Raw genomic sequence first — 21446 nt, forward strand, 5'->3', positions numbered from 1 at the left:
GGAAAAGCGTCAGAGCGGCGCCGGGGCGACCGCATTCCGACATGTGCGGCGCTACCATGGTACGAACTTCCGTGGGTGTTTCGTGCATGCGTCTGTTGGTGATCGAGGACAACCGCCAGCTGGTGGCCAACCTGTTCGACTATTTCGAGTCGCGCGGGCACGTGCTCGACGTGGCGCCGGATGGCATCACCGGACTGCACCTGGCCGGGAGCCATCCGTATGACGCCGTCATCCTGGACTGGATGCTGCCGCGCATGGAGGGCCCGGAGGTGCTGCGCCGGCTGCGCGCCGAGCATGCATCGGAAGTGCCGGTGATCATGCTGACCGCGCGTGACGAGCTGCCGGACAAGATTGCCGGCTTCCGCGCCGGTGCCGACGACTACCTGACCAAGCCGTTCGCACTCCCGGAGCTGGAGGTGCGGCTGGAAGCGCTGCTGCTGCGTGCGCAGGGCCGCAACCCGCGCAAGCGCCTGCAGGTGGGCGATCTGGTGCTGGATCTGGCCACCCTGGAAGCCCAGCGCGGCACCCAGGTGCTGCACCTGTACCCGGCCTGCCGCAAGCTGCTGGAAGTGCTCATGCGCGCCAGCCCCGGCGCGGTGACCCGCCAGCAGCTGGAATTCGCTCTGTGGGGCGACGAACCGCCGGATGGCGACCTGCTGCGTTCGCATGTCTACGAGCTGCGCCGCAGTGTGGACGGACCGTTCGCCGAGAAACTGATCCATACCCTGCCGCGGGTGGGTTACCGCTTGGCCGTGACCACGCCCAGCGATGCCGGCAAGGATGATGATGAAGGCGAGTAAGCCGGGGCCGTTGTACCGGCGCGTGGTGTGGTGGTTGCTGGGCTATCTGGCGCTGCTGTCGATCGCGGTGTTCAGCGTCGGCAACTACGTGCATGAACATGCGGAGCACGCTGCCTGGCGCGCGCTGCTCAATTCCGAACTGGACAGCATCGTCGAGCACACCGAGCACGAGCCGCACTATCGCTGGCAGGACTCGGACACGCTCAGCCTGTTCCGCTTCGATGAAGGCAACATGCCGGAAAGCGTGCGCCTGCTGCACCCGGGGCTGCATGACGGGGTGCCGATCAAGGGGCGGCAGACTGCGGTGATGGTGCGTGACACCGGCTCGATGGGGCGGGTGGCGCTGGCGCTGGACATTTCCGACTTCCATGACCTGGAACAGTTCGCCACGCGCTGGGTGATGCTGGCCGGGGTGATCATGATCTTCGTCACCGTGCTGATGGCGTCGTTCGGCATGGAACGCATGGTGCGCCCGTTGAGCCTGCTGGCGCAGCACATCGCGGCGCTGCGGCCGGGTGTCCAGGGCCAGCGCATCGAGGTCGACCCGCGTGGCAGCTCCGAGCTGCATACCATTGCCGATGCACTGAACGACTATCTGGACCGCAACGAGCAGTTTGTCGAACGCGAGCGGGTGTTCATCAGCACCGCCAGCCACGAGCTGCGTACGCCGATTGCGGTGATGACCGGTGCCGCAGAGCTGGCACTGGAACAGCCGGGCCTGCCCGAGCGCGCGCGCCAGCAGATGCAACGCGTGCTGCGCACCGCGCAGAGCGTGGAGCAGCTGATCGAACTGCTGCTGGTGCTGGCCCGTGACCCGGCGCGCCTGGCCGCACGCGCCGAGCGCATCGCCCTGGACCAGCTGCTGCCGGAAATCGTCGACGACCATCGTCACCTGCTCGGTGACAAGGACCTGAGCATCGGCATCCAGGCGGCCCCGGTGGATATTGTCGCGCCGCTGGCCGTCGTGCAGGCCGCGATCGGCAACCTGCTGCGCAATGCCATCGAGAACAGCGGGCGTGGCCACATTGAGTTGCGCCTGAGCTCGTCGGCGGTGCTGACCCTGCAGGATCCGGGACATGGCATGAGCCCGGAGGAGATTGCGGCGATCCACGCGCGGATGGCCCGTGGCGAGCGCGCCGACCGTGGCGGCGGCATCGGCCTGGACCTGATCGCCAGGCTCTGCGAGCACCTTGGCTGGACCCTGCAGCTGCAGCCCTGCGAGCCGCGTGGCACGCGCGCCACGCTCGATTTCAGCGCTTCACGTCCGGCCTGAACCGGCCGTCCTGGTAGATGCCAACCTTGGTTGGCATGCTGCCCGTCGACCAAGGTCGACGCCTGCCCACGCAATGTCCGTTCGCATTACCAGCCGTTCGGCCGCGCCACATGCTGGTCGATCAGGATCACATTGCCGTCGGGATCGGCCAACTGCAGGTAGCCGGTGCCCCGCCCATGAGGGTCGGTACGCACCGCCAGTTCAATGCCCTTCGCATCCAGTTCCGCCTGCAGTTCACGTACATCCTGGAAGTGGGGCAGTTCCTGCTTGTGCTGGTCCCAGCCCGGGTTGAAGGTGAGCAGGTTGCCCTCGAACATGCCCTGGAACAGGCCGATGACAATGCCGTTGTTGCGCATCACCAGCCAGTTCAGCGCCGGCTCGCCACCGGTCACCGAGAAGCCCAGTGCTTCGTAGAAGCTGCGGGAGGCCGCCAGGTCCCTGACCGAGAGGCTGACGGAGAAGGCGCCGAGCTGCATGGGAGTGGCTCCGGGAAAGGGCAGCCGGCACTGCAGCATGACCCGGCGTGAAGACAATGTTAATCTCGGGGTGCGCCGCTTCATGCGGCGCTTTTTTTTCCCGCTCTTTCGATCGACAGAGGATCCCATGCCGACCGAACCCGCTACTGCCCTGATCAGCAACGACATCGTTGGCCTGGGCCTGATTGCCGCCACCCTGGCCCTGATCTTCTGGGCTGCCAGTGGCCCGACCCCGTTGTTGAAGAAGATCTTCGCCTGGGTGCCGGCGCTGCTGCTGTGCTACTTCGTCCCCGCCATCTACAACACCGCCGGTGTCATCGACGGCCACAACACCTCGCTGTACAACCCGGTCGCGCGTGACGTGCTGCTGCCGGCCGCGCTGGTCCTGCTGACCCTGTCGATCGACCTCAAGGGTATTGCCAAGCTCGGCCCGAAACTGCTGATCGTGTTCTGCGCCGGTACCGCCGGCATCATGCTCGGCGCCATCGTCTCGTTCCAGCTGATGAAGTTGATCCACCCCGAAACCGTGGCCGGTGATACCTGGGCCGGCATGGCGGCGCTGGCCGGCAGCTGGATCGGCGGCGGCGCCAACATGGTGGCCATGCGTGAAGTGTTCGGCACCGATGCCACCACCTTCGGCCAGTTCGCGGTGGTCGACGTGGCCTGCGCCAGCCTGTGGATGGCCATCCTGCTGTTTCTGGCCAACCGCGCGCAGCAGATCGATACCCGCAACGGTGCCGATACCCGTGCCATCGACGAGATGAAGGCGCGCATCAGTGCCTACGAGGCGCAGAACGCGCGCATTCCCAGCATGACCGACCTGATGTTGATCGTCGGCGTGGCACTGGGCGGCGTCGGCCTGGCCCATGCCATCGCCGCGCCGCTGGCGGGCTGGTTCAAGGCCAATGTCAGCTGGGCCAGCCAGTTCAGCCTGGACAGCCAGTTCGTATGGGTGATCCTGCTGTCCACCGCGATGGGCCTGGGCCTGAGCTTCACCCGTGCGCGCCGGCTGGAAGCTGCGGGCGCTTCGCGGCTGGGCACGGTGTTCCTGTACTTCCTGATCGCCTGCATCGGCATGCAGATGAACCTGCTGTCGCTGCTGGATCGGCCGTGGCTGTTCCTGCTCGGCGCGATCTGGATGGCCACGCATGTGCTGGTGCTGTGGGTGGTGGCGAAGCTGCTGCGCGCGCCGCTGTTCTTCTTCGCGATCGGTTCGCAGGGCAACATCGGCGCAGCCGCTTCGGCCCCCGTGGTGGCTGCGGCGTTCCATCCGACGCTGGCTCCGGTGGGCGTGCTGCTGGGCACGGTGGGCTACGCCACCGGCACCGGGCTGGCGTATGTCACTGGCCTGATCCTGAAGTGGATGGCCAACGGCTGAGTCCGGGCCGCCCCGGCGTCATGCTTGCGTAGATCCACGCCATGCGTGGATGCATTTCGAAGAAGGGGTCAGAGCCGTTTCCCGGAGGAACCGGATCTGGCCCCTGATGCTTTCCGCCGTCGCCGGAAATCTGTCGAAGGTGCGGGCGCCGGGCGGCAAGCCCGGCACCCACACCCAACCCTCAACAGCAACGGCCACCGTTGCGTCCGCCGTAGCGCGCTTCCTGGCGCTCGCGGAAGAACGTCTTGTAATCCATCGGCTCCTGGTCCGGATGTTTTTCCAGCATGTGCCGGACGTAGTTGTCGTAATCAGGGATGCCACAGCACAGTCGTGCGGTTTGCACCAGGCGCCGCCAGATACGGCGGTGTGCCTGGTACTGGCCGGCGGGAACCAGTTGCGTGCTCATCACAGATCCACCATTTCATGCGGCTTCAGCGCCACGTATGGGGTCTCGCGGTCGCTGCGCTGCGGATTGCGGCGGGCCGCCAGGATGGTCTTGATCGAATACACCAGCACTGCGCCCACCACCAGCAGGAACAGCGCGGTCAGGCCGGTGTTGACGTAGGCGTTGACCACGATCTGCTTCATCTGCGCCACCGATTTGGCCGGTGCCGTGATGGTGTCGCTGGCGAGGGCGGCCTGGAACTTGTGTGCCTGGGCCAGGAAGCCCTGCGCCGGATTGCTGTCGAAGATCTTGATGAAGCCGGCGTAGGTGGTGCAGATCAGCAGCCAGATGGCCGGCACGGCCGTCACCCACGCATAGCGGTCACGCTTCATCTTGAACAGCACCACCGTGCCCAGCATCAGTGCGATACCCGCCAGCATCTGGTTGGAGATGCCGAACAGCGGCCACAGCGTCTGGATGCCACCGAACGGATCGACCACGCCGGTGTAGAGCAGGTAGCCCCACAGCGCCACGCAGCCGGCGGTACCGATGATGTTGGCGGTCCACGATTCGGTCTTCTTCAGGGCCGGCACGAAGTTGCCCAGCAGGTCCTGCAGCATGAAGCGACCGGCACGGGTGCCAGCGTCGACTGCCGTGAGGATGAACAACGCTTCGAACAGGATCGCGAAGTGGTACCAGAACGCCATCATCGCGTCGCTGCCACTGGGAATCGCTTCGTGCAGGATCTGCGCGATGCCCACCGCCAGTGTCGGTGCGCCACCTGCGCGATGCAGGATGGTCGGTTCACCAATGGCCGCCGCGGTCGCGGTCAGCTGCTCGGGCGTGATGGTGAAGCCCCAGGTGTTGGTGATGTAGTGCGCCGCCGAGGCCGCATCGGCACCGATCACCGCCGCCGGGCTGTTCATCGCGAAGTAGATGCCCGGATCGATGATCGAGGCCGCCACCAGCGCCATCACCGCCACGAACGATTCCATCAGCATGCCGCCGTAGCCGATGTAGCGCATGTGCGCTTCATTGGCCAGCAGCTTCGGCGTGGTGCCGGAGGAAATCAACGCGTGGAAGCCGGAGACCGCACCGCAGGCGATGGTGATGAACAGGAACGGGAACATGCCGCCCTTCCACACCGGGCCATCACCACTGGCAGCGAACTGGGTCAGCGCCGGCATCTTCAGTTCCGGCATCACAATCAGGATGCCGACGGCCAGCGCGATGATGGTGCCGATCTTGAGGAAGGTCGACAGGTAATCGCGGGGGGCCAGCAGCAGCCACACCGGCAGCACCGAGGCGACGAAGCCGTAACCGATCAGCATCCAGGTGATCTGGGTGCCGGTGAAGGTGAAGGCCGGGCCCCAGACCGGATCGGCGGCGACCTTGCCGCCGTACCAGATCGCGGCCAGCAGCAGGATCAGGCCGACCACCGAAATCTCGCCGATCCTGCCGGGGCGGATGTAGCGCATGTACACGCCCATCAGGATCGCGATGGGCATCGTCGCGATCACCGTGAACATGCCCCACGGACTTTCGGCCAACGCCTTGACCACCACCATCGCCAGCACCGCCAGGATGATGATCATGATCAGGAACGCACCGAACAACGCGATGGTGCCGGGCACCTGGCCCATCTCTTCCCGCACAAGATCGCCCAGGGAGCGGCCGTTGCGGCGGCTGGACAGGAACAGGACCATGAAGTCCTGCACCGCGCCGGCCAGCACCACGCCCACCACCAGCCACAGCAGGCCGGGCAGGTAGCCCATCTGTGCGGCCAGCACCGGTCCCACCAGCGGGCCGGCACCGGCAATGGCTGCGAAATGGTGACCGAACAGCACGTGCTTGTTGGTCGGCACGTAGTCCAGGCCATCGTTGTTGATCACCGCCGGGGTGGCCCGGGTCGGATCCAGCTGCATCACCTTGTTGGCGATGAACAGGCTGTAGAAGCGGTAGGCCACCAGGTACAGCGAAACGGCGGCGACGACGATCCACAGGGCATTGATGTGTTCGCCGCGGCGCAAGGCCACGGTGCCCAGACAGAAGGCGCCGAGCAGGGCGAGTACCGCCCAGCCTATTTTGGAAAACCCTTTCATGAGGTGCTCTCTCCCGGAAAGACAGTCAAAGAGTCCCGCGTGCCCACGGCAGGGTCAATTGGCACAGGACGAATCGGCGGTAGTACTTTGGTCGTACGCTTGTTGTGCTGACATGCAGCGAACATCAGGGATGGAACAATCGGTTGCGGCGCCGTCCATTGGCGTGCGGCCATGTGGCGTCCATCTTCAGTGGCATCCATCCAACAGGAGTCGCCATGAGCTTTCCCGAACCGGTCCGCGTACTGCGGACCATCCGTGGCATGCCCACCTCCGACGGTGCCGGCGTGCGCCTGACCCGCGTCATCGGCGGCCCGACGCTGCCTGACCTGGACCCGTTCCTGCTGCTCGATGAATTCGGCACCGACCGTGCCGAGGACTACATCGCCGGCTTCCCGGAGCATCCGCATCGCGGTTTCGAGACCGTCACCTACATGCTCGACGGGCGCATGCGGCATCGCGACAACCACGGCAACGAGGGCCTGCTTACCCCGGGCAGCGTGCAGTGGATGACCGCAGGCCGTGGCCTGGTGCATTCGGAAATGCCCGAGCAGGAAAGCGGTCAGATGCGCGGCTTCCAGCTGTGGGTGAACCTGCCGGCGAAAGAGAAGATGACCGAGCCGAAGTACCAGGAGTTCGCGCCCGAGCGCATTCCCGTGGTGCAGCCGGACGCCGGCGTGGAAGTGAAGGTGATCGCCGGCAACGTGGATGGCACGCAGGGCCCGATCGTGCAGCCGGCCACCGATCCGCTGTACCTGGACATCACGCTGGCCCCGGATCGCGCCTGGACCTATGCCTTGCCGGAAGGGCACAACGCCTTCGCGTATGTGTTCGAAGGTGCGGTGACGGTGGGTGAGCAGGACGCGGCGCGCGACGTCGCCCGCCAGGAACTGGCGGTGCTGGGCGGTGGCGAGCAGCTGCATCTGTCGGCCGGCAGCGAGGGTGCGCGGCTGATCCTGGTGGCTGGTCGTCCGTTGCGGGAACCGGTGATGCGCCATGGCCCGTTCGTGATGAACACGCGGCAGGAACTGATGCAGGCCTTCGTCGATTTCCAGGAAGGCAAGTTCTGAGGCGGTGCCGGCCGCTGGCTGGCAACTGCCAGCGGTCACGGCGGATCGAGGTGCCGGCCAGCGGCCGGCACTACCGTCAGGTCGGCTCGCATTGCGGGGATGCTGCAAGGCAGTCATCCCCGCCATCGTCAGTTCCCGGCAGCCACGGCCGACGGGGTCAGGCTCATCCCCTGCGCCAGCTGTTGCAGCGAACCCAGTTCCTGCGCGCTGTCCGGATACAGCGAAATCTGCGCGTAACGCCCTTTGTCGAGCTTGACCACGCTGATGCGGCGCTCGGCATAACCGGGCGGCTGCTGGCCTCCCAGATCGGGCTGGTACCAGTACAGTGATTCACCGCCGAAGCTGCCCTTTTCGTGGCGCAGCGAGCGGTTCAATGGAAGGTTGGGATCGCGTGCACTGAGCATCAGGCTCAGTACCTCGCGGCCATCGCTGGTGCTGGCACGGCAGACCAGGAAATCGGCCTGTGCCTGCTGTTGCCACTGCAGGCCGCTGTTGGCCGGCAATGAAGGACATTCGGTGGGAGCCTGCGCGGCGGCCTGGGCCGCAGCGAAAAGCAGGCTCGACAACACTACAGGCGCGAACTTCATGCATCCCCCAAGGTGGTGTGTCGTGGCTCCGTCGGATGGACCGGCGGCCTTGGCATCCCATCCCCGGATGCCCCGCCGGCCGGCATGTGCACGGACGGTCAACTCAACCTTAACGGAACGTGAGCGATCGCACAAATTGCGGTTACAAGCGTAACCATTGCGGCCGAAGGTCGGCCGCAACGGTCCGCACAGGCCTCAGCGGTCGTTGCCGAGCCACTTGTAGATGATGCCGCCGATCGCACCGCCCAGCAGCGGGGCGACCCAGAACAGCCACAGCTGGCTGACCGCCCCGCTGCCGGCGAAGAAGGCCACGGCGGTGGAGCGGGCCGGGTTCACCGAGGTGTTGGTGACCGGGATGCTGATCAGATGGATCAGGGTCAGCGACAGGCCGATCGCCAGCGGCGCGAAGCCAGCCGGTGCCTTGCCGTGGGTGGCGCCCATGATCACGATCAGGAACACGGCGGTCAGCACCACTTCGCACAGGAAGGCCGCCGCCACGCTGTAACCGCCGGGCGACAGCGCACCATAGCCATTGCTGGCGAACGCACCGGCCTGGCTGCCGTCGATGGCGAAGCCGCTGGCCCCCGAGGCGATCTGCAGCAGCATGAAGCCGGCCAACAGGCCACCAGCCACCTGGGCGATGATGTACGGCACCAGGTCCTTGGTCGGGAAGCGGCCACCGGCCCACAGGCCGACGCTGACCGCCGGATTGAAGTGCGCGCCGGAGATATGGCCGAACGCATAGGCGCCGGTCACCACGGTCAGGCCGAAGGCGAGCGCCACGCCGAGGAACCCGATACCCAGCGGATTGCTGTCACCGCCGAACTTGGCGGCCAGCACCGCACTGCCGCAGCCACCCAGAACCAGCCAGAACGTGCCGAGGAATTCGGCGGACAAGCGTTTACCCATGCTCATGTGTTGCACTCCTTTGACGGTCGAAAGTGTGATTTATGTCACATTTCAATGATCAGCGGGTGACTGTAGCGTCAACGCCGGGTGCAGGCATACACCTTCGGATGTGTGCAACACGCGATGTTCAGTACTGCGGCAGCGGGATGAATTCCTTGTCGTCGCCCGGAATGGTGCCGAAGCGGCCGGCCTCCCAATCGTGCTTGGCCTGCTCGATGCGTTCCTTCGAGCTGGACACGAAGTTCCACCACAGGTGACGCGGGCCATCCAGCGGCTCGCCACCGAACAGCATCGCCTTCACCGGCGTCTTCGCGCGCAGGCGGCCACGTGCGCCGGCTTCGGGAATCACCAGATGCTGTGCAGGGATGTCCACGCCATCCAGCTGTGCGTCGCCTTCGAGGATGTACAGCGCGCGCTCGCGGTGGCCGTCGTCGATATCGATTTCCGCATCCGGGTCGAGATCGATTGCCACGTTGAGGGTGTCGGCGAACACCTTCACCGGCGATTCCTCGCCATAGGCGCGGCCGGCGATGACGCGCAGCCAGGCACCGTTGCGGCGCTGCTCGGGCAGGGTGGCCGCGGCGTGGTGGTAGAACGCCGGCTCGATCTCTTCATGTGACTTCGGCAGCGCCACCCAGGTCTGCATGCCGTGGATCGGGTTGTCGTGATCGCGGTCCGGCTGCGGCGTGCGCTCGGAATGGGCGATGCCGCGGCCAGCGGTCATCCAGTTGACGTCTCCGGGTCGGATCACCTGGTCCGAACCGAGTGTGTCGCGATGGCCGATGGCGCCCGACCACAGGTAGGTGACCGTGGCCAGGCCGATATGCGGATGCGGGCGCACGTCGATGGCGGTGCCGGGGTGCATGAGCGCCGGGCCCATCTGGTCGACGAACACGAACGAGCCGATGCTGCGCGCCTGCAGGGTGGGGACGGCGCGACGGACTTCGAGTCCGCCGATGTCGTGCACGCGCGGGGCGATGATGGTGGTCATGCGGGCGTTCTCGCTGGCAGGGATCAGGAGATCAGCATCGCATGCGGCTGTGACGGGGACATGCCCCGTATGGGTAACAGGGTGTTCCAGCCAACGGCGCAGCCCCTCGTGGCTGTGGGGTTGGTCGCGTAAAGCAAAAGCCGCGCTTGGCCGGGCGGGGTGGGTTCGCGGGGGACGCCGTGAATCCGTCCGTGGAGGCTTGGCCGCGGCATCCATGCCGCGGACACCCCCGCGAATCCACCCCGCCCGACCTCTGACAGTTTCCGTGTGCGTCCAGCCACGGAGAAGAAAAAAGAAAATCAAAGTCAAAATCAAACGCTGGTTGCTTCGCTCCTGGTGGCGGCCCAGGTAGCCACCCACCAGTTCGTAATGATCCGCCCCGCCCAACAAACAGAAAAGCCAGAGCCGCTTTGGCTCTGGCTTCTGAGGTTGCCGGCCAGCGGCCGGCACTACCGCGGGCGCCGGGCCGCAGGCCCGGCCGATAAACTCAAACCACTGGTTCGCGCAGGGTGGGGTTGTCCCAGCCCGGGCGCGGGGCGAAGCGGTCACCGTGACGCTGCTGCAGTGCCTTCAGCCGCTCGACGATCGCATCGGCACCGACCGCACGGATGTGCTGGATCGGACCACCGCGGAACGGGGCAAAGCCGGTACCGAAGATCACGCCGGCATCCAGCAGGTCCGCATCGGCCACAACGCCTTCGTGCAGGCACGCCACCGCCTCGTTCAACAGCGGCAGGATCAGGCGGTCCTCAAGATCGGCCGGGGCCTGGTAATCGCTGGCCACGTCCGGCTTCTTCGGCTTGCCGTTTTCCCAGGTATAGATGCCCTGGCCGTCCTTCTTGCCGCGCTTGTCCGGCTCCACCGTCTGCAAGGCCGCTGGAATCTGCAGGCCCAGGAACGGCGCCAGTTCGCGGCCGACGCCGGCGGCCACGTCCAGGCCGACGGTGTCGATCAGTTCGATCGGGCCCATCGGCATGCCGAACTTCACCGCGGCCCTGTCGATCACCGGGCCCGGAATGCCTTCGGCATACGCGGTGGCGGCTTCCAGCATGTACGGGAACAGCACGCGGTTGACCAGGAAGCCCGGGCTGCCGGCCACCGGTACCGGGAACTTGCCCAGCGCCTTGCAGAACGCGGCCAGGCGGCGCTCGGTCTCCGGCGCCATGCCGTCGTGGTGGATGATCTCCACCAGTGGCATCTGCGCCACCGGGTTGAAGTAGTGCAGGCCAGCGAACTGCGCCGGGCGCTGGATGTGGTCGCGCAGTTCCACCAGCGGAATCGACGAGGTGTTGGTGGTCAGCAGCGCGTCCAGCTTCATCTTCGGTTCCAGCGTCTGGTACAGCGCACGCTTGGCTTCCGGGTTCTCGATGATCGCTTCGATCACCAGGTCGGCCTCGGCCACGCCGTTGCCTTCCAGGTCGGCACGCAGGCGCGCGGCCACGGCGGGGCGCTTGCTCTCGTCGCGCACCTTCTTGGCGAACAGCGCCTGCGCGCGCTCCATGGCGGGGTCGATGAAGCGCTGCTCGCGGTCCTGGAGAGTCACTTCAAAGCCCTTGTAGGCGGCCCAGGCGGCGATGTCACCGCCCATCACGCCGGCGCCGACCACGTGCACGTGGCGGATGCCGGAATCACCACCACCGAGGCCCTTCAGGCGTTCGGTCAGGAAGAAAATGCGGATCAGGTTGCGCGCGGTCGGGGTGCTGGCCAGCTTCACCACCGCGCGGCGCTCGGCGTCCAAACGCGCCTGGATCGGCTTGCCGCCACTGCGCTGCCAGGTGCTGATCAGCGCGTAGGGCGCCGGATACTGGTCCTTCTTGGCCTTGCGTGCGACCTGCTTGACCATCTGCGGTGCCAGCAGCGTGCGTGCCAGCCAGGTGTTGGTGGCCCAGGCCGTTGCGCGCTGCTTGAACGGGCGCGTGGTGCCGGACAGCGCCAGCGCCACGGCGGTGTCGAGCACCACGGCCGGTGCCACCACCTTGTCGACCAGCCCGATGCCACGCGCGGCCGAGGCCGACAGCGTACGGCCGGTCAGCATCATGTCCATTGCCGCGGGAGCGCCGACCAGCTGCGGCAGGCGCGCGCTGCCGCCCCAGCCCGGGAAGATGCCCAGCTGGGTTTCCGGCAGGCCGATGCGGGTGCTGCTGTCATTGGAGGCCACGCGATAGCGGCAGGCCAGCGCCAGCTCGGTGCCGCCGCCCAGGCAATGGCCGTGGATGGCCGCCACGGTGGGGCAGGGCAGCTCGGCCAGCTTCTGGTAGGTAGCCTGGCCGCGGCGGATGGCATCGTTGACGGTGCCGCGACGGTCGAACTCCTGGAACTCCTTCAGGTCCGCCCCGGCAATGAAGCCGGCTTTCTTCAGCGACTGGATCACCACGCCCTTGGGCGGGTCCAGTGCAATGCGCTCAAGCAGGTCACCCAGCTCCAGCAGCACATCCTGCGACATGGCATTGACGCTGCTGTCCTGGCGATCCAGGGAGAGGACCACCACGCCGTCGTCGCGGATCTCGGGGTGCCAGTGGCTGAAGCGGAGACCATCGAAGCCTGAGAGCATGGACGTTCCATCCGGTTGTGTATGGAGAAGCGGCTATGATCCAGAGGTTGTTTCCTCCGCGTCAAATCCCAATAGCAGGGGAGTGGCGACCCCGGATCCATGGCCGTGGACCGGAACGCTAACGGAACGGTGGTTAAAAGCTGGTGCGGCGCCGGGTGATCGGCGACTGAACTTTTCCCGGGATTGGCAGTCTCATTGCCCGACGTCGGTTGGGCTGACAGGAGTGCGGCCCCTCATGGCCGAGGTTGATACACCACAGGAGCTGGATCTGGAACTGGTCCGGCGCGTGCAGCACGGCGAGAGCGCCGCGTTCGATGTCCTGGTGCGCAAGTACCAGCATCGCGTGGTGGCCCTTGTCGGCCGCTACATCGCCGACTGGAGCGAATGTCAGGACGTCGCCCAGGACACTTTCATCCGCGCCTATCGCGCGATCGGAAGTTTCCGTGGCGACGCCCAGTTCTCAACCTGGTTGCATCGAATCGCCGTGAATACCGCCAAAAACTACCTGGCTTCACACAATCGACGGCCGCCGACCGATGACATCGACATCGGCGATGCCGAACAGTTCGACAGTGGTACGCGCCTGCGCGACACCGACACGCCCGAACGCGAGTTGATGCGCCAGGAGCTGGAACAGACGGTGATGAAGGCCGTCAACGCGCTGCCGGAAGAGCTCCGGTCGGCGATCACCCTGCGCGAGGTGGAAGGCCTGAGCTACGAGGAAATCGCGCAGAAAATGGGGTGCCCGATCGGCACCGTGCGTTCACGGATCTTCCGGGCGCGCGAGGCGATCGACACCGAACTCCGGCCGCTGTTGGACATCGGCAGCGCCACCCGTGAGAAGAGCCGCGTATGACCAGTAACCCGTTCAACGAATGGCAGAACCATCAATCGCCCGCCGGGCAGCGCCTGGACCAGCGCCATCGCGAGCAGCTGTCGGCCCTGGTCGATGGCGAGCTGGGCGCCGATGAAGCGCGCTTCCTGCTGCGGCGGATGGAGCATGACCCCGAACTGGCCGGCTGCCAGGAGCGCTGGCAGCTGCTGGGCGACGTGATGCGTGGGCAGGCGTCGGCACTGGCCCCGGCCGGGTTCAGTTCCGCCGTGGCTGCTGCCATCGCCGCCGAGCCTGCGCCGCAGGCCGAGCCGCGCCGTCAGGTGCGTCGCAGTGGCTGGCGGGCCTGGGGCGGTGGTGCCGCACTGGCCGCTTCAGTGGCAGCGGTGGCGCTGTTCATGGGCGGTGAGAAGCTGAAGGAAGCCACCCCGGGCGAGCCGTTGGCACCTCAGGTGATCGCCAGCCAGGCGGAGCTGCCGACCGTGCCGACCGATCCTGCCCCGGTTACCGAAGCCTCTGCAGACACGGCCGCGATGGCTGTGGCGGCGGCTCCCGCCCTGGCGATGGCCACTGCCGGTCGCCGCCAGGACACCCGCCGCGCCAGTGCCACCCGCAGCCAGCAGGCCGCGCGTGCCGCCCAGCGTGAGGACGTGCCGCAACGCGCGGTGGCTGCTGCGCAGGCGCCGCTGACCCCGACCATACCGGCCAATGGCAGCCGCAACATGCCGTTTGGCGAGGTCGGTGGGCTGCAGGCGCGGCCGTGGCCGCGTTCCAGCCTGGCGCCTGCCGCCGGCGGCGCGCTCAATGCCAGCTTCCCGGCCCATACCGGTGGCGCCGCCTTCTACCCGTTCGAGCCGCGCCTGCAGGACGACCTGCCGGTGCCGCCGCGCCCGCGCGACTGAGCCGGGCGCTTTCACGCCCCGCCGTCAGCGGGGCCCGTATTCCTCTTTCCATCCGATCCGGAGGTTGCCGTCCGATGACTCCCCGACTCCGCACGCAGGCCATGGGCCTGTTGGCCCTGACCCTGCCGCTGGTGGCCTGCGCGCAGGCACCGGCTCCGGCCGCCCCGACCCAGGCTGCTCCAGCCACCGCGCCAAGGGCACCGGCACAGCCGCTGGTTACCGGCCTGCCCGATTTCACCAACCTTGTTGAACAGGTCGGGCCGGGTGTGGTCAACGTCGACACCACCATCGTCCGCACCAACCGCCAGGCTTCGCGGGGCCCGATGGGCGGTGACGACGACATGCCGGAATTCTTCCGTCGCTTCTTCGGCCCGGACTTCCCGATGCCGGGGCAGGGCCCGGGCGGCCCGGACGGTGGCCCCAGCATCAAGGGCCGCGGCATGGGCTCGGGCTTCATCATTTCGCCCGATGGCTATGTGCTGACCAACTACCACGTGGTGGCCGATGCCAGCGACGTGAAGGTCAAGCTGGGCGACAGCCGTGAGTTCAACGCCAAGGTGGTGGGCAGCGACCAGCAGTACGACGTGGCGCTGCTGAAGATCGATGGCAAGAACCTGCCGACCGTGCGCGTGGGTGATTCCAATACGCTGAAGCCCGGCCAGTGGGTTGTCGCGATCGGCTCGCCGTTCGGTCTCGACCATTCGGTCACCGCCGGTATCGTCAGTGCACTGGGACGTAGCACGGGTGGCGCCGACCAGCGCTACGTGCCGTTCATCCAGACCGACGTGGCGATCAACCAGGGCAACTCCGGCGGTCCGTTGTTGAACACCCGCGGCGAAGTGGTCGGCATCAACTCGCAGATCTTCTCCGCCTCCGGCGGCTACATGGGCATCAGCTTCGCGATCCCGATCGACCTGGCGATGAGCGCGGTCGAGCAGATCAAGAAGAGTGGCAAGGTCACCCGTGGCCAGCTGGGTGCGGTGGTCGAGCCGATCGATGCGCTGAAGGCGCAGGGCCTGGGCCTGCCCGACAGCCGTGGCGCGCTGGTCAACCAGATCGTCGCCGGCAGTGCCGCAGAGAAGGCTGGTGTGCAGATCGGCGACGTAGTGCGTTCGGTCAACGGCAGTCCGGTCAACAGCTGGTCCGACCTGCCGCCGCTGATCGGTGCGATGGCACCGGGCAGCCGGGTCACGCTGGGGGTGATCCGCGACGGCAAGCCGCGCGACCTCAGCGCCACGCTCACGGCGCTGAGCGAAGACGGTCAGGGCAATGCCCGTGCGGCGTCTGCCGCCAGGCCCGATGCGGCACCGCAGGCCGGCGCCAATGCCCTGCTGGGCCTGGACGTGAGCGACCTGACCGCACCGCAGCGCAAGCAGTTCGGCCTGGATGGCAACGAAGGCGTGCGCATCACCGGAGTCAAGGGTCAGGCGGCGCGTGATGCCGGCCTGTCTCCGGGCATGGTGATCCTGCAGGTCGGCCGCACCCCGGTCGGCAGCGTGGAGAGCCTGAACCGGGCGCTGTCCAGCTACAAGAAGGACGACGTGGTGATGCTGCTGGTGCGCACCGGCAACGGCAACAGCGCCTTCGTGGCGGTCAAGGCCGGCCAGTAAGGCCTGCCGGGGCCGCTTCGGCGGCCCCTGTGTCTCCCCTGAAGCCCCGCTCTGGCGGGGCTTCGGCCTTTCCGGGCGGGGCCCGAGCAGTCCGCTTTCGCGGTGGGGCGCCGGGCATGCGATAATCGACCGTTACCCTGACGACGCCGCGCGCCGCCGCCACCTATGTCTTCTGATTCGATGCGGAACATCCGCAACTTCTCCATCATCGCCCATGTCGACCACGGCAAGTCCACGCTGGCCGACCGCATCATCCAGCTCTGTGGTGGCCTGCAGGCCCGCGAGATGGAAGCGCAGGTGCTCGACTCCAACCCGATCGAGCGCGAGCGCGGCATCACGATCAAGGCGCAGTCGGTGTCGTTGCCGTACCTGGCCAAGGACGGGCAGACCTACCATCTGAACTTCATCGACACCCCCGGCCACGTCGACTTCTCCTATGAAGTCAGCCGCTCGCTGGCCGCCTGCGAAGGCGCGCTGCTGGTGGTCGATGCGGCCCAGGGCGTGGAAGCGCAGTCCGTGGCCAACTGCTACACGGCGGTGGAGCAGGGCCTGGAAGTGGTGCCGGTGATCAACAAGATCGACCTGCCGACCGCCGACATCGAGCGCGCCAAGGCCGAGATCGAGGCCGTGATCGGCATCGACGCCTCCGACGCCGTGCCGGTCAGTGCCAAGACCGGCCTGAACGTGCAGGACGTGCTGGAAGCGATCGTGCATCGCATCCCGCCGCCGACACCGCGCGACACCGAGAAGCTGCAGGCGCTGATCATCGACTCCTGGTTCGACAACTACCTGGGCGTGGTCTCGCTGGTACGCGTGATGCAGGGCGAGATCAAGGCCGGTGACAAGCTGCAGGTGATGTCCACCGGCCGCAATCACCAGGTCGACAACGTCGGCGTGTTCACGCCGAAGCGGAAAGTGCTGCCTGCGCTGCGTGCCGGTGAAGTGGGCTGGGTCACCGCCAGCATCAAGGACGTGCACGGTGCGCCGGTCGGCGACACCCTGACCCTGGCCGGCGACCCGGCACCGAAGCCGCTGCCGGGCTTCCAGGAAATGCAGCCGCGCGTGTTCGCCGGTCTGTTCCCGGTCGATGCCGAAGATTACCCGGACCTGCGCGAAGCGCTGGACAAGCTGCGCCTGAACGATGCCGCGCTGCGTTTCGAGCCGGAAAGCTCCGAGGCGATGGGCTTCGGCTTCCGCTGCGGCTTCCTGGGCATGCTGCACATGGAAATCGTGCAGGAACGCCTGGAGCGCGAGTACAACCTGGACCTGATCAGCACCGCGCCGACGGTGGTGTATGAAGTCCTGAAGACCGATGGCTCGATCATCAACATGGACAACCCGGCCAAGCTGCCGCCGGTGAACCAGGTCGAGGAGATCCGCGAGCCGATCATCCGTGCCAACGTGCTCACTCCCGAGGAGTACATCGGCAACATCATCAAGCTGTGCGAAGAAAAGCGCGGCAGCCAGATCGGCATCAACTACCTGGGCAGCCAGGTGCAGATCAGCTATGAGCTGCCGATGGCCGAGGTGGTGCTGGACTTCTTCGACAAGCTGAAGTCGGTCAGCCGTGGCTACGCCTCGCTGGACTACCACTTCGTGCGCTTCGACGCCGGCCCGTTCGTGCGCGTGGACGTGCTGATCAACGGCGACAAGGTCGACGCACTGTCGCTGATCGTGCACCGCAGCCATGCCGACCGTCGTGGCCGTGAGCTGTGCGAGAAGATGAAGGACCTGATTCCGCGCCAGATGTTCGACGTCGCCATCCAGGCCGCGGTCGGCTCGCAGATCATCGCCCGTACCACGGTCAAGGCCATGCGCAAGAACGTGCTGGCCAAGTGCTATGGTGGCGACGTTTCGCGCAAGAAGAAGCTTCTGGAAAAGCAGAAGGAAGGCAAGAAGCGCATGAAGCAGGTCGGCCGCGTGGAGATCCCGCAGGAAGCGTTCCTGGCCGTGCTGCAGATGGACAACAAGTAATCCCGCACCGGCCCTGCGGGGCCGGTCGTCCGGTGACGTTGCAAAGGACCCTGAATGAAACTGTTTGAGATCCTCCTGGTCGTGCTGACCCTGGCCTCGGGCCTGATCCTGCTTGCGGACAAGCTGTACCTCGCCAAGCGTCGCGCCCAGCGCGCCGGCCTGCTCGATTCCGAGCCGGTGCTGGTGGATTACTCGCGTGCGTTCTTCCCGGTGCTGGCGATCGTGCTGATCGTGCGCAGCTTCATTGCCGAACCGTACAAGATCCCGTCCAGCTCGATGATGCCGAACCTGCTGATCGGCGATTTCATCCTGGTCAACAAGTTCTCCTACGGCCTGCGCCTGCCGATCAGCAACACCAGGATCGTGCCGTTCGGCGAGCCCTCGCGTGGCGACGTGGTGGTATTCCACTTCCCCGGCCACAGCGACAACGACCCGGCCAAGGGCGAGAACTTCATCAAGCGCGTGATCGGCGTGCCGGGTGACACCGTGGTCTTCGAAGGCGACGGCGTGATCCTCAATGGCGAGCCGCTGAAGTACGACAACAAGGGCATCTACGCCGGCCACAAGGGCCAGGGCGAAGGCGCCAACCTGCTGGTCGAGCACCTGCCGGGCCGCACCCACACCGTGCTGGAGACCGACTACCCGCGCGGCCAGGGCCAGTGGACGGTGCCGGCCGGCAAGTACCTGGTGATGGGCGACAACCGCGACAACAGCGACGATGGCCGTTTCTGGGGCCTGCTGCCGGAAGAGAACCTGCGCGGCAAGGCCTTCCTGATCTGGCTGAACTGCCAGGGCTGGTTCTGCAAGGATGGCTTCGAGCCGTCGCGGATCGGCTCGAGCATCAACTGATCGGGCATCAACTGAGTACCTTCACATCCAACGCGTATCTGGGGAGAACGCAATGAAGACGATGAACACGCAGCGCGGCATGACCCTGACCTCGTTCCTGACGGTCCTGATCGTGGTCGGTTTCTTCCTCTACATCGGCATGAAGCTGTTCCCGATGTACCAGGAGTACTACGCCGTGCGCTCGGCGATGAAGAGCCTGGCCAACGAGCCGGGCGTGGGCAGCATGGAGCCGTCGCGGATCCAGGACCTGTTCTTCAAGCGCCTGTACATCAACTACTCGGACAATGTGAAGCCGGCCAACGTGAAGTTCGACCGTCGCGACAATGGCTGGACCCTCAAGGTCAACTACGAAGTGCGTCGCCAGCTGATCGGCAACCTCGATGTGGTTGGCAAATTCGATTCTTCCCAGGACCTGACACGAAGCGGTGCCCAGTAAATTCATCCAACGTGGCGACCTGATCGGTCATGCCTTCAGCGACCCGGCCCTGCTCAAGCAGGCGCTGACGCATCGCAGTGCCGGTGCGCCGCACAACGAGCGACTGGAGTTCCTCGGCGACAGCATCGTCAACATGATGGCGGCCGAGGCGTTGTACCGACGCTGGCCCAAGGCTGACGAAGGGGCGATGACCCGTGCCCGTGCCGAGCTGGTGCGCGAAGGTGCGTTGGCGGTGATCGCGCGCACCCTGCAGTTGGGCGAGCGGCTGACCCTGGGCCCGGGCGAAATGAAGTCCGGCGGTCATCGCCGCGACTCGATCCTGGCCGACGCAGTGGAAGCCGTGGTGGCTGCGATCTACCTGGATGCCGGCTTCGAGGCCTGCCGGGCGGTGGTACTGCCCTGGTTCAGCGCTTCGATCGAGGCGCTGCCGGCCTCCGGCCGTCCCGAGAAGGACCCCAAGACCCGCCTGCAGGAATGGTTGCAGGCCCGACAGAAGGCGTTGCCGCAGTATGAACTGGTGTCAGAATCCGGTGACGACCATGCCAAGCACTTCCGGGTACGCTGCAACGTAGCCGACCCGGCCGCCAGCACCGAGGGCGAAGGCGCCTCGCGGCGGCTTGCCGAACAACAGGCGGCTGCGGCCGTCCTAGAACAACTGGATTCCAAGTGAGCGAACAAACTCCCCATCATTGCGGCAGCGTGGCCGTCATCGGCCGCCCGAACGTGGGCAAGTCGACCCTGACCAATGCCCTGGTCGGCGCCAAGGTCAGCATTGTCTCCAACCGTCCGCAGACCACGCGTCATCGCCTGCTGGGCATCGCCACCTATCCGGAAGGCCAGCTGGTGCTGGTTGATACCCCCGGCCTGCACAAGGTGCAGAAGCGGGCGATGAACCGGGTGATGAACCGTGCCGCGCGCGGCTCGCTGGAGGGTGTCGATGCCGGCCTGCTGGTGATCGAGGCCGGTCGCTGGGATGAAGAAGACAGCCTGGCCTTCAATGTGCTGCGCGACGCCGGCATTCCGGTGGTGCTGGTGGTCAACAAGATCGACCGTCTGAAGGAAAAGGGCGCGCTGCTGCCGTTCCTGCAGCAGGTGACCGAGGGCCGTGATTTCGCTGCCGTGCATCCGATCTCGGCGCAGAAGCGCAATGGCCTGGAAGCGTTGGTGCGCGACGTGCTGAAGCTGCTTCCGGAAGCGCCGCCGATGTTCGGCGAGGACGAGATCACCGACCGCAGCCAGCGTTTCCTGGCCGGCGAGCTGGTACGCGAGCAGCTGATGCGCCAGCTCGGCGAAGAGCTGCCGTACGCCACCACCGTTGAGATCGAGCGCTTCACCGAGGACGGCAATCTGCTGCGCATCGGCGCGGTGATCTGGGTCGAGCGCGAAGGCCAGAAGGCCATCGTGATCGGCAAGGGCGGCGCCCGCCTCAAGGAGATCGGCGCCAAGTCCCGCCTGCAGATGGAGCGTCTGTTCGGGGCCAAGGTGTTCCTGGAGACCTGGGTGCGCGTGCGTGAAGGCTGGTCCGATGACGAGGCCGCGCTGAAGGCCTTCGGTTACGAGTAAGCCGTTGCGGTCGCTTCGATGATGATCGAGGACGACACCGGCTTCGTGCTGCATGCGCGGGCCTACCGCGAGACCAGCCTGCTGGTCGAGGTGTTGAGCGCGCAGCATGGCCGCGTCGGCCTGCTCGCGCGTGGTGTGTCAACCGCGAAGGGCCAGGTGCTGCGCGCTGCCCTGCAGCCATTGCAGTGGATCCGCTTCAGCGCCCAGCAGCGCGGTGAACTGGCCCAGTTGCGCGGCGCTGAAGCGCTGGATGCGGCCCCGCGCCTGGTCGGCCAGGCGATGCTGGCCGGCTTCTATCTGAGTGAACTGACCCTGCGCCTGGCACCTCGCCAGGATCCGTTGCCTGAGTTGTATCTGGCCTATGGCGAAGCGCGCGCACGGCTGGCGGTCGGTGCCGGCCTGGCCTGGACGCTGCGTCGTTTCGAGCGCGAGCTGCTGACCGCGCTGGGCCTGGCTTTCGAACTGGACAGTGCCAGCGACGGACAGCCGATCGACCCGGCCGCGCGCTACGAGCTGGACCCACAGGAAGGCGCGCAGCGCCTGCTCAGTGAGCGCGGTGGGGAACGCCGGGCGGCGGCCACTGGCTCGGCGCTGCTGGCGTTGGCGGCCGACGAAGAGCCCGCTGCCGCCGACCTGGCCAGCCTGCGCCTGCCGATGCGGCGGGTGCTGGCCCATCACCTCGGGCCACGCGGCCTGAAGTCCTGGGAAATGCTCGAGCAGCTCGCGCCCCGCAGGTAGGGGTGTCCGGCAGGGCTTGCAGC

General features: G+C 66.4%; 20 protein-coding genes. 13 read left to right on the forward strand and 7 right to left on the reverse strand.

Annotation, left to right across the window (positions count from 1 at the left end):
- Positions 1 to 86 precede the first annotated feature (86 nt).
- Positions 87 to 800: a response regulator transcription factor gene (locus JLDANKMP_RS05995; RefSeq protein WP_005410617.1), complete on the forward strand. Its 714-nt coding sequence runs from the start codon at positions 87 to 89 to the stop codon at positions 798 to 800.
- Positions 787 to 2073, forward strand: coding sequence for a HAMP domain-containing sensor histidine kinase (locus tag JLDANKMP_RS06000; protein ID WP_012480983.1), 1287 nt, complete (start codon positions 787 to 789; stop codon positions 2071 to 2073). The genes JLDANKMP_RS05995 and JLDANKMP_RS06000 overlap by 14 nt, the downstream gene beginning before the upstream one ends.
- A gap of 86 nt (positions 2074 to 2159) precedes the next feature.
- Here JLDANKMP_RS06000 and JLDANKMP_RS06005 read toward each other — a convergent pair whose 3' ends face one another.
- The gene (locus JLDANKMP_RS06005; protein WP_212560730.1) at positions 2160 to 2549 is read right to left on the reverse strand and encodes a VOC family protein; all 390 of its coding nucleotides are present in this window, start codon (positions 2547 to 2549) and stop codon (positions 2160 to 2162) included.
- Positions 2550 to 2676: 127 nt separating this feature from the next.
- Here JLDANKMP_RS06005 and JLDANKMP_RS06010 point away from each other — a divergent pair, with 127 nt between their 5' ends.
- Entirely contained in the window at positions 2677 to 3927 is a 1251-nt protein-coding gene (locus tag JLDANKMP_RS06010) for a DUF819 family protein (RefSeq protein ID WP_212560731.1), read from the forward strand.
- Between the two features lie 181 nt (positions 3928 to 4108).
- Here JLDANKMP_RS06010 and JLDANKMP_RS06015 read toward each other — a convergent pair whose 3' ends face one another.
- A complete protein-coding gene (locus JLDANKMP_RS06015; RefSeq protein ID WP_005410613.1) occupies positions 4109 to 4333 on the reverse strand; it encodes a CstA-like transporter-associated (seleno)protein in 225 nt (74 codons plus the stop codon).
- Positions 4333 to 6414: a carbon starvation CstA family protein gene (locus tag JLDANKMP_RS06020; protein WP_005410612.1), complete on the reverse strand. Its 2082-nt coding sequence runs from the start codon at positions 6412 to 6414 to the stop codon at positions 4333 to 4335. Before JLDANKMP_RS06020 ends, JLDANKMP_RS06015 begins: the two co-directional genes overlap by 1 nt.
- A gap of 215 nt (positions 6415 to 6629) precedes the next feature.
- Between JLDANKMP_RS06020 and JLDANKMP_RS06025 the strand changes: the two genes are divergently transcribed.
- Positions 6630 to 7481: a pirin family protein gene (locus JLDANKMP_RS06025; RefSeq protein WP_005410611.1), complete on the forward strand. Its 852-nt coding sequence runs from the start codon at positions 6630 to 6632 to the stop codon at positions 7479 to 7481.
- 128 nt (positions 7482 to 7609) lie between these two features.
- On the opposite strand, the gene JLDANKMP_RS06030 is transcribed toward JLDANKMP_RS06025, so the two are convergent.
- From JLDANKMP_RS06030 to JLDANKMP_RS06045, 4 genes are all read right to left on the reverse strand, one after another.
- Positions 7610 to 8068, reverse strand: a complete 459-nt coding sequence (locus JLDANKMP_RS06030) for a hypothetical protein (RefSeq protein WP_005410610.1) — start codon at positions 8066 to 8068, stop codon at positions 7610 to 7612.
- Positions 8069 to 8263: 195 nt separating this feature from the next.
- Positions 8264 to 8983 carry an aquaporin Z gene (aqpZ, locus tag JLDANKMP_RS06035; protein ID WP_111687549.1) on the reverse strand — a complete coding sequence of 240 codons (720 nt, stop codon included), beginning with the start codon at positions 8981 to 8983 and terminating at the stop codon, positions 8264 to 8266.
- A gap of 121 nt (positions 8984 to 9104) precedes the next feature.
- Positions 9105 to 9968 carry a pirin family protein gene (locus JLDANKMP_RS06040; protein ID WP_005410608.1) on the reverse strand — a complete coding sequence of 288 codons (864 nt, stop codon included), beginning with the start codon at positions 9966 to 9968 and terminating at the stop codon, positions 9105 to 9107.
- A gap of 487 nt (positions 9969 to 10455) precedes the next feature.
- Positions 10456 to 12519, reverse strand: a complete 2064-nt coding sequence (locus JLDANKMP_RS06045) for a 3-hydroxyacyl-CoA dehydrogenase NAD-binding domain-containing protein (RefSeq protein ID WP_024958698.1) — start codon at positions 12517 to 12519, stop codon at positions 10456 to 10458.
- 235 nt (positions 12520 to 12754) lie between these two features.
- On the opposite strand from JLDANKMP_RS06045, the gene rpoE reads away from it, so the two are divergent.
- The 9 genes from rpoE (at position 12755) to recO (ending at position 21423) form a co-directional block, all read left to right on the forward strand.
- Complete coding sequence (gene rpoE / locus JLDANKMP_RS06050) at positions 12755 to 13375, forward strand: RNA polymerase sigma factor RpoE (RefSeq protein ID WP_005414197.1); 621 nt, start codon at positions 12755 to 12757, stop codon at positions 13373 to 13375.
- Complete coding sequence (locus JLDANKMP_RS06055) at positions 13372 to 14253, forward strand: sigma-E factor negative regulatory protein (protein WP_212560732.1); 882 nt, start codon at positions 13372 to 13374, stop codon at positions 14251 to 14253. Before rpoE ends, JLDANKMP_RS06055 begins: the two co-directional genes overlap by 4 nt.
- A gap of 74 nt (positions 14254 to 14327) precedes the next feature.
- The gene (locus JLDANKMP_RS06060) at positions 14328 to 15863 is read left to right on the forward strand and encodes a DegQ family serine endoprotease (protein ID WP_005410604.1); all 1536 of its coding nucleotides are present in this window, start codon (positions 14328 to 14330) and stop codon (positions 15861 to 15863) included.
- Positions 15864 to 16043: 180 nt separating this feature from the next.
- Positions 16044 to 17837: a translation elongation factor 4 gene (lepA, locus tag JLDANKMP_RS06065; RefSeq protein ID WP_005410603.1), complete on the forward strand. Its 1794-nt coding sequence runs from the start codon at positions 16044 to 16046 to the stop codon at positions 17835 to 17837.
- A 54-nt stretch (positions 17838 to 17891) separates the two neighbouring features.
- The gene (gene lepB, locus JLDANKMP_RS06070; protein ID WP_005410602.1) at positions 17892 to 18686 is read left to right on the forward strand and encodes a signal peptidase I; all 795 of its coding nucleotides are present in this window, start codon (positions 17892 to 17894) and stop codon (positions 18684 to 18686) included.
- A gap of 52 nt (positions 18687 to 18738) precedes the next feature.
- Entirely contained in the window at positions 18739 to 19122 is a 384-nt protein-coding gene (locus tag JLDANKMP_RS06075) for a DUF4845 domain-containing protein (RefSeq protein ID WP_005410601.1), read from the forward strand.
- Positions 19112 to 19792, forward strand: coding sequence for a ribonuclease III (gene rnc, locus JLDANKMP_RS06080; protein WP_005410600.1), 681 nt, complete (start codon positions 19112 to 19114; stop codon positions 19790 to 19792). Before JLDANKMP_RS06075 ends, rnc begins: the two co-directional genes overlap by 11 nt.
- Positions 19789 to 20685: a GTPase Era gene (gene era / locus JLDANKMP_RS06085; protein ID WP_005410599.1), complete on the forward strand. Its 897-nt coding sequence runs from the start codon at positions 19789 to 19791 to the stop codon at positions 20683 to 20685. The genes rnc and era overlap by 4 nt, the downstream gene beginning before the upstream one ends.
- Before the next feature lie 18 nt (positions 20686 to 20703).
- Positions 20704 to 21423: a DNA repair protein RecO gene (gene recO / locus JLDANKMP_RS06090; RefSeq protein ID WP_212560733.1), complete on the forward strand. Its 720-nt coding sequence runs from the start codon at positions 20704 to 20706 to the stop codon at positions 21421 to 21423.
- Positions 21424 to 21446 lie beyond the last annotated feature (23 nt).

The organism is Stenotrophomonas sp. PE591, from assembly GCF_018320795.1.
In the GTDB taxonomy this organism is placed as follows: Bacteria; Pseudomonadota; Gammaproteobacteria; order Xanthomonadales; family Xanthomonadaceae; genus Stenotrophomonas; species Stenotrophomonas maltophilia.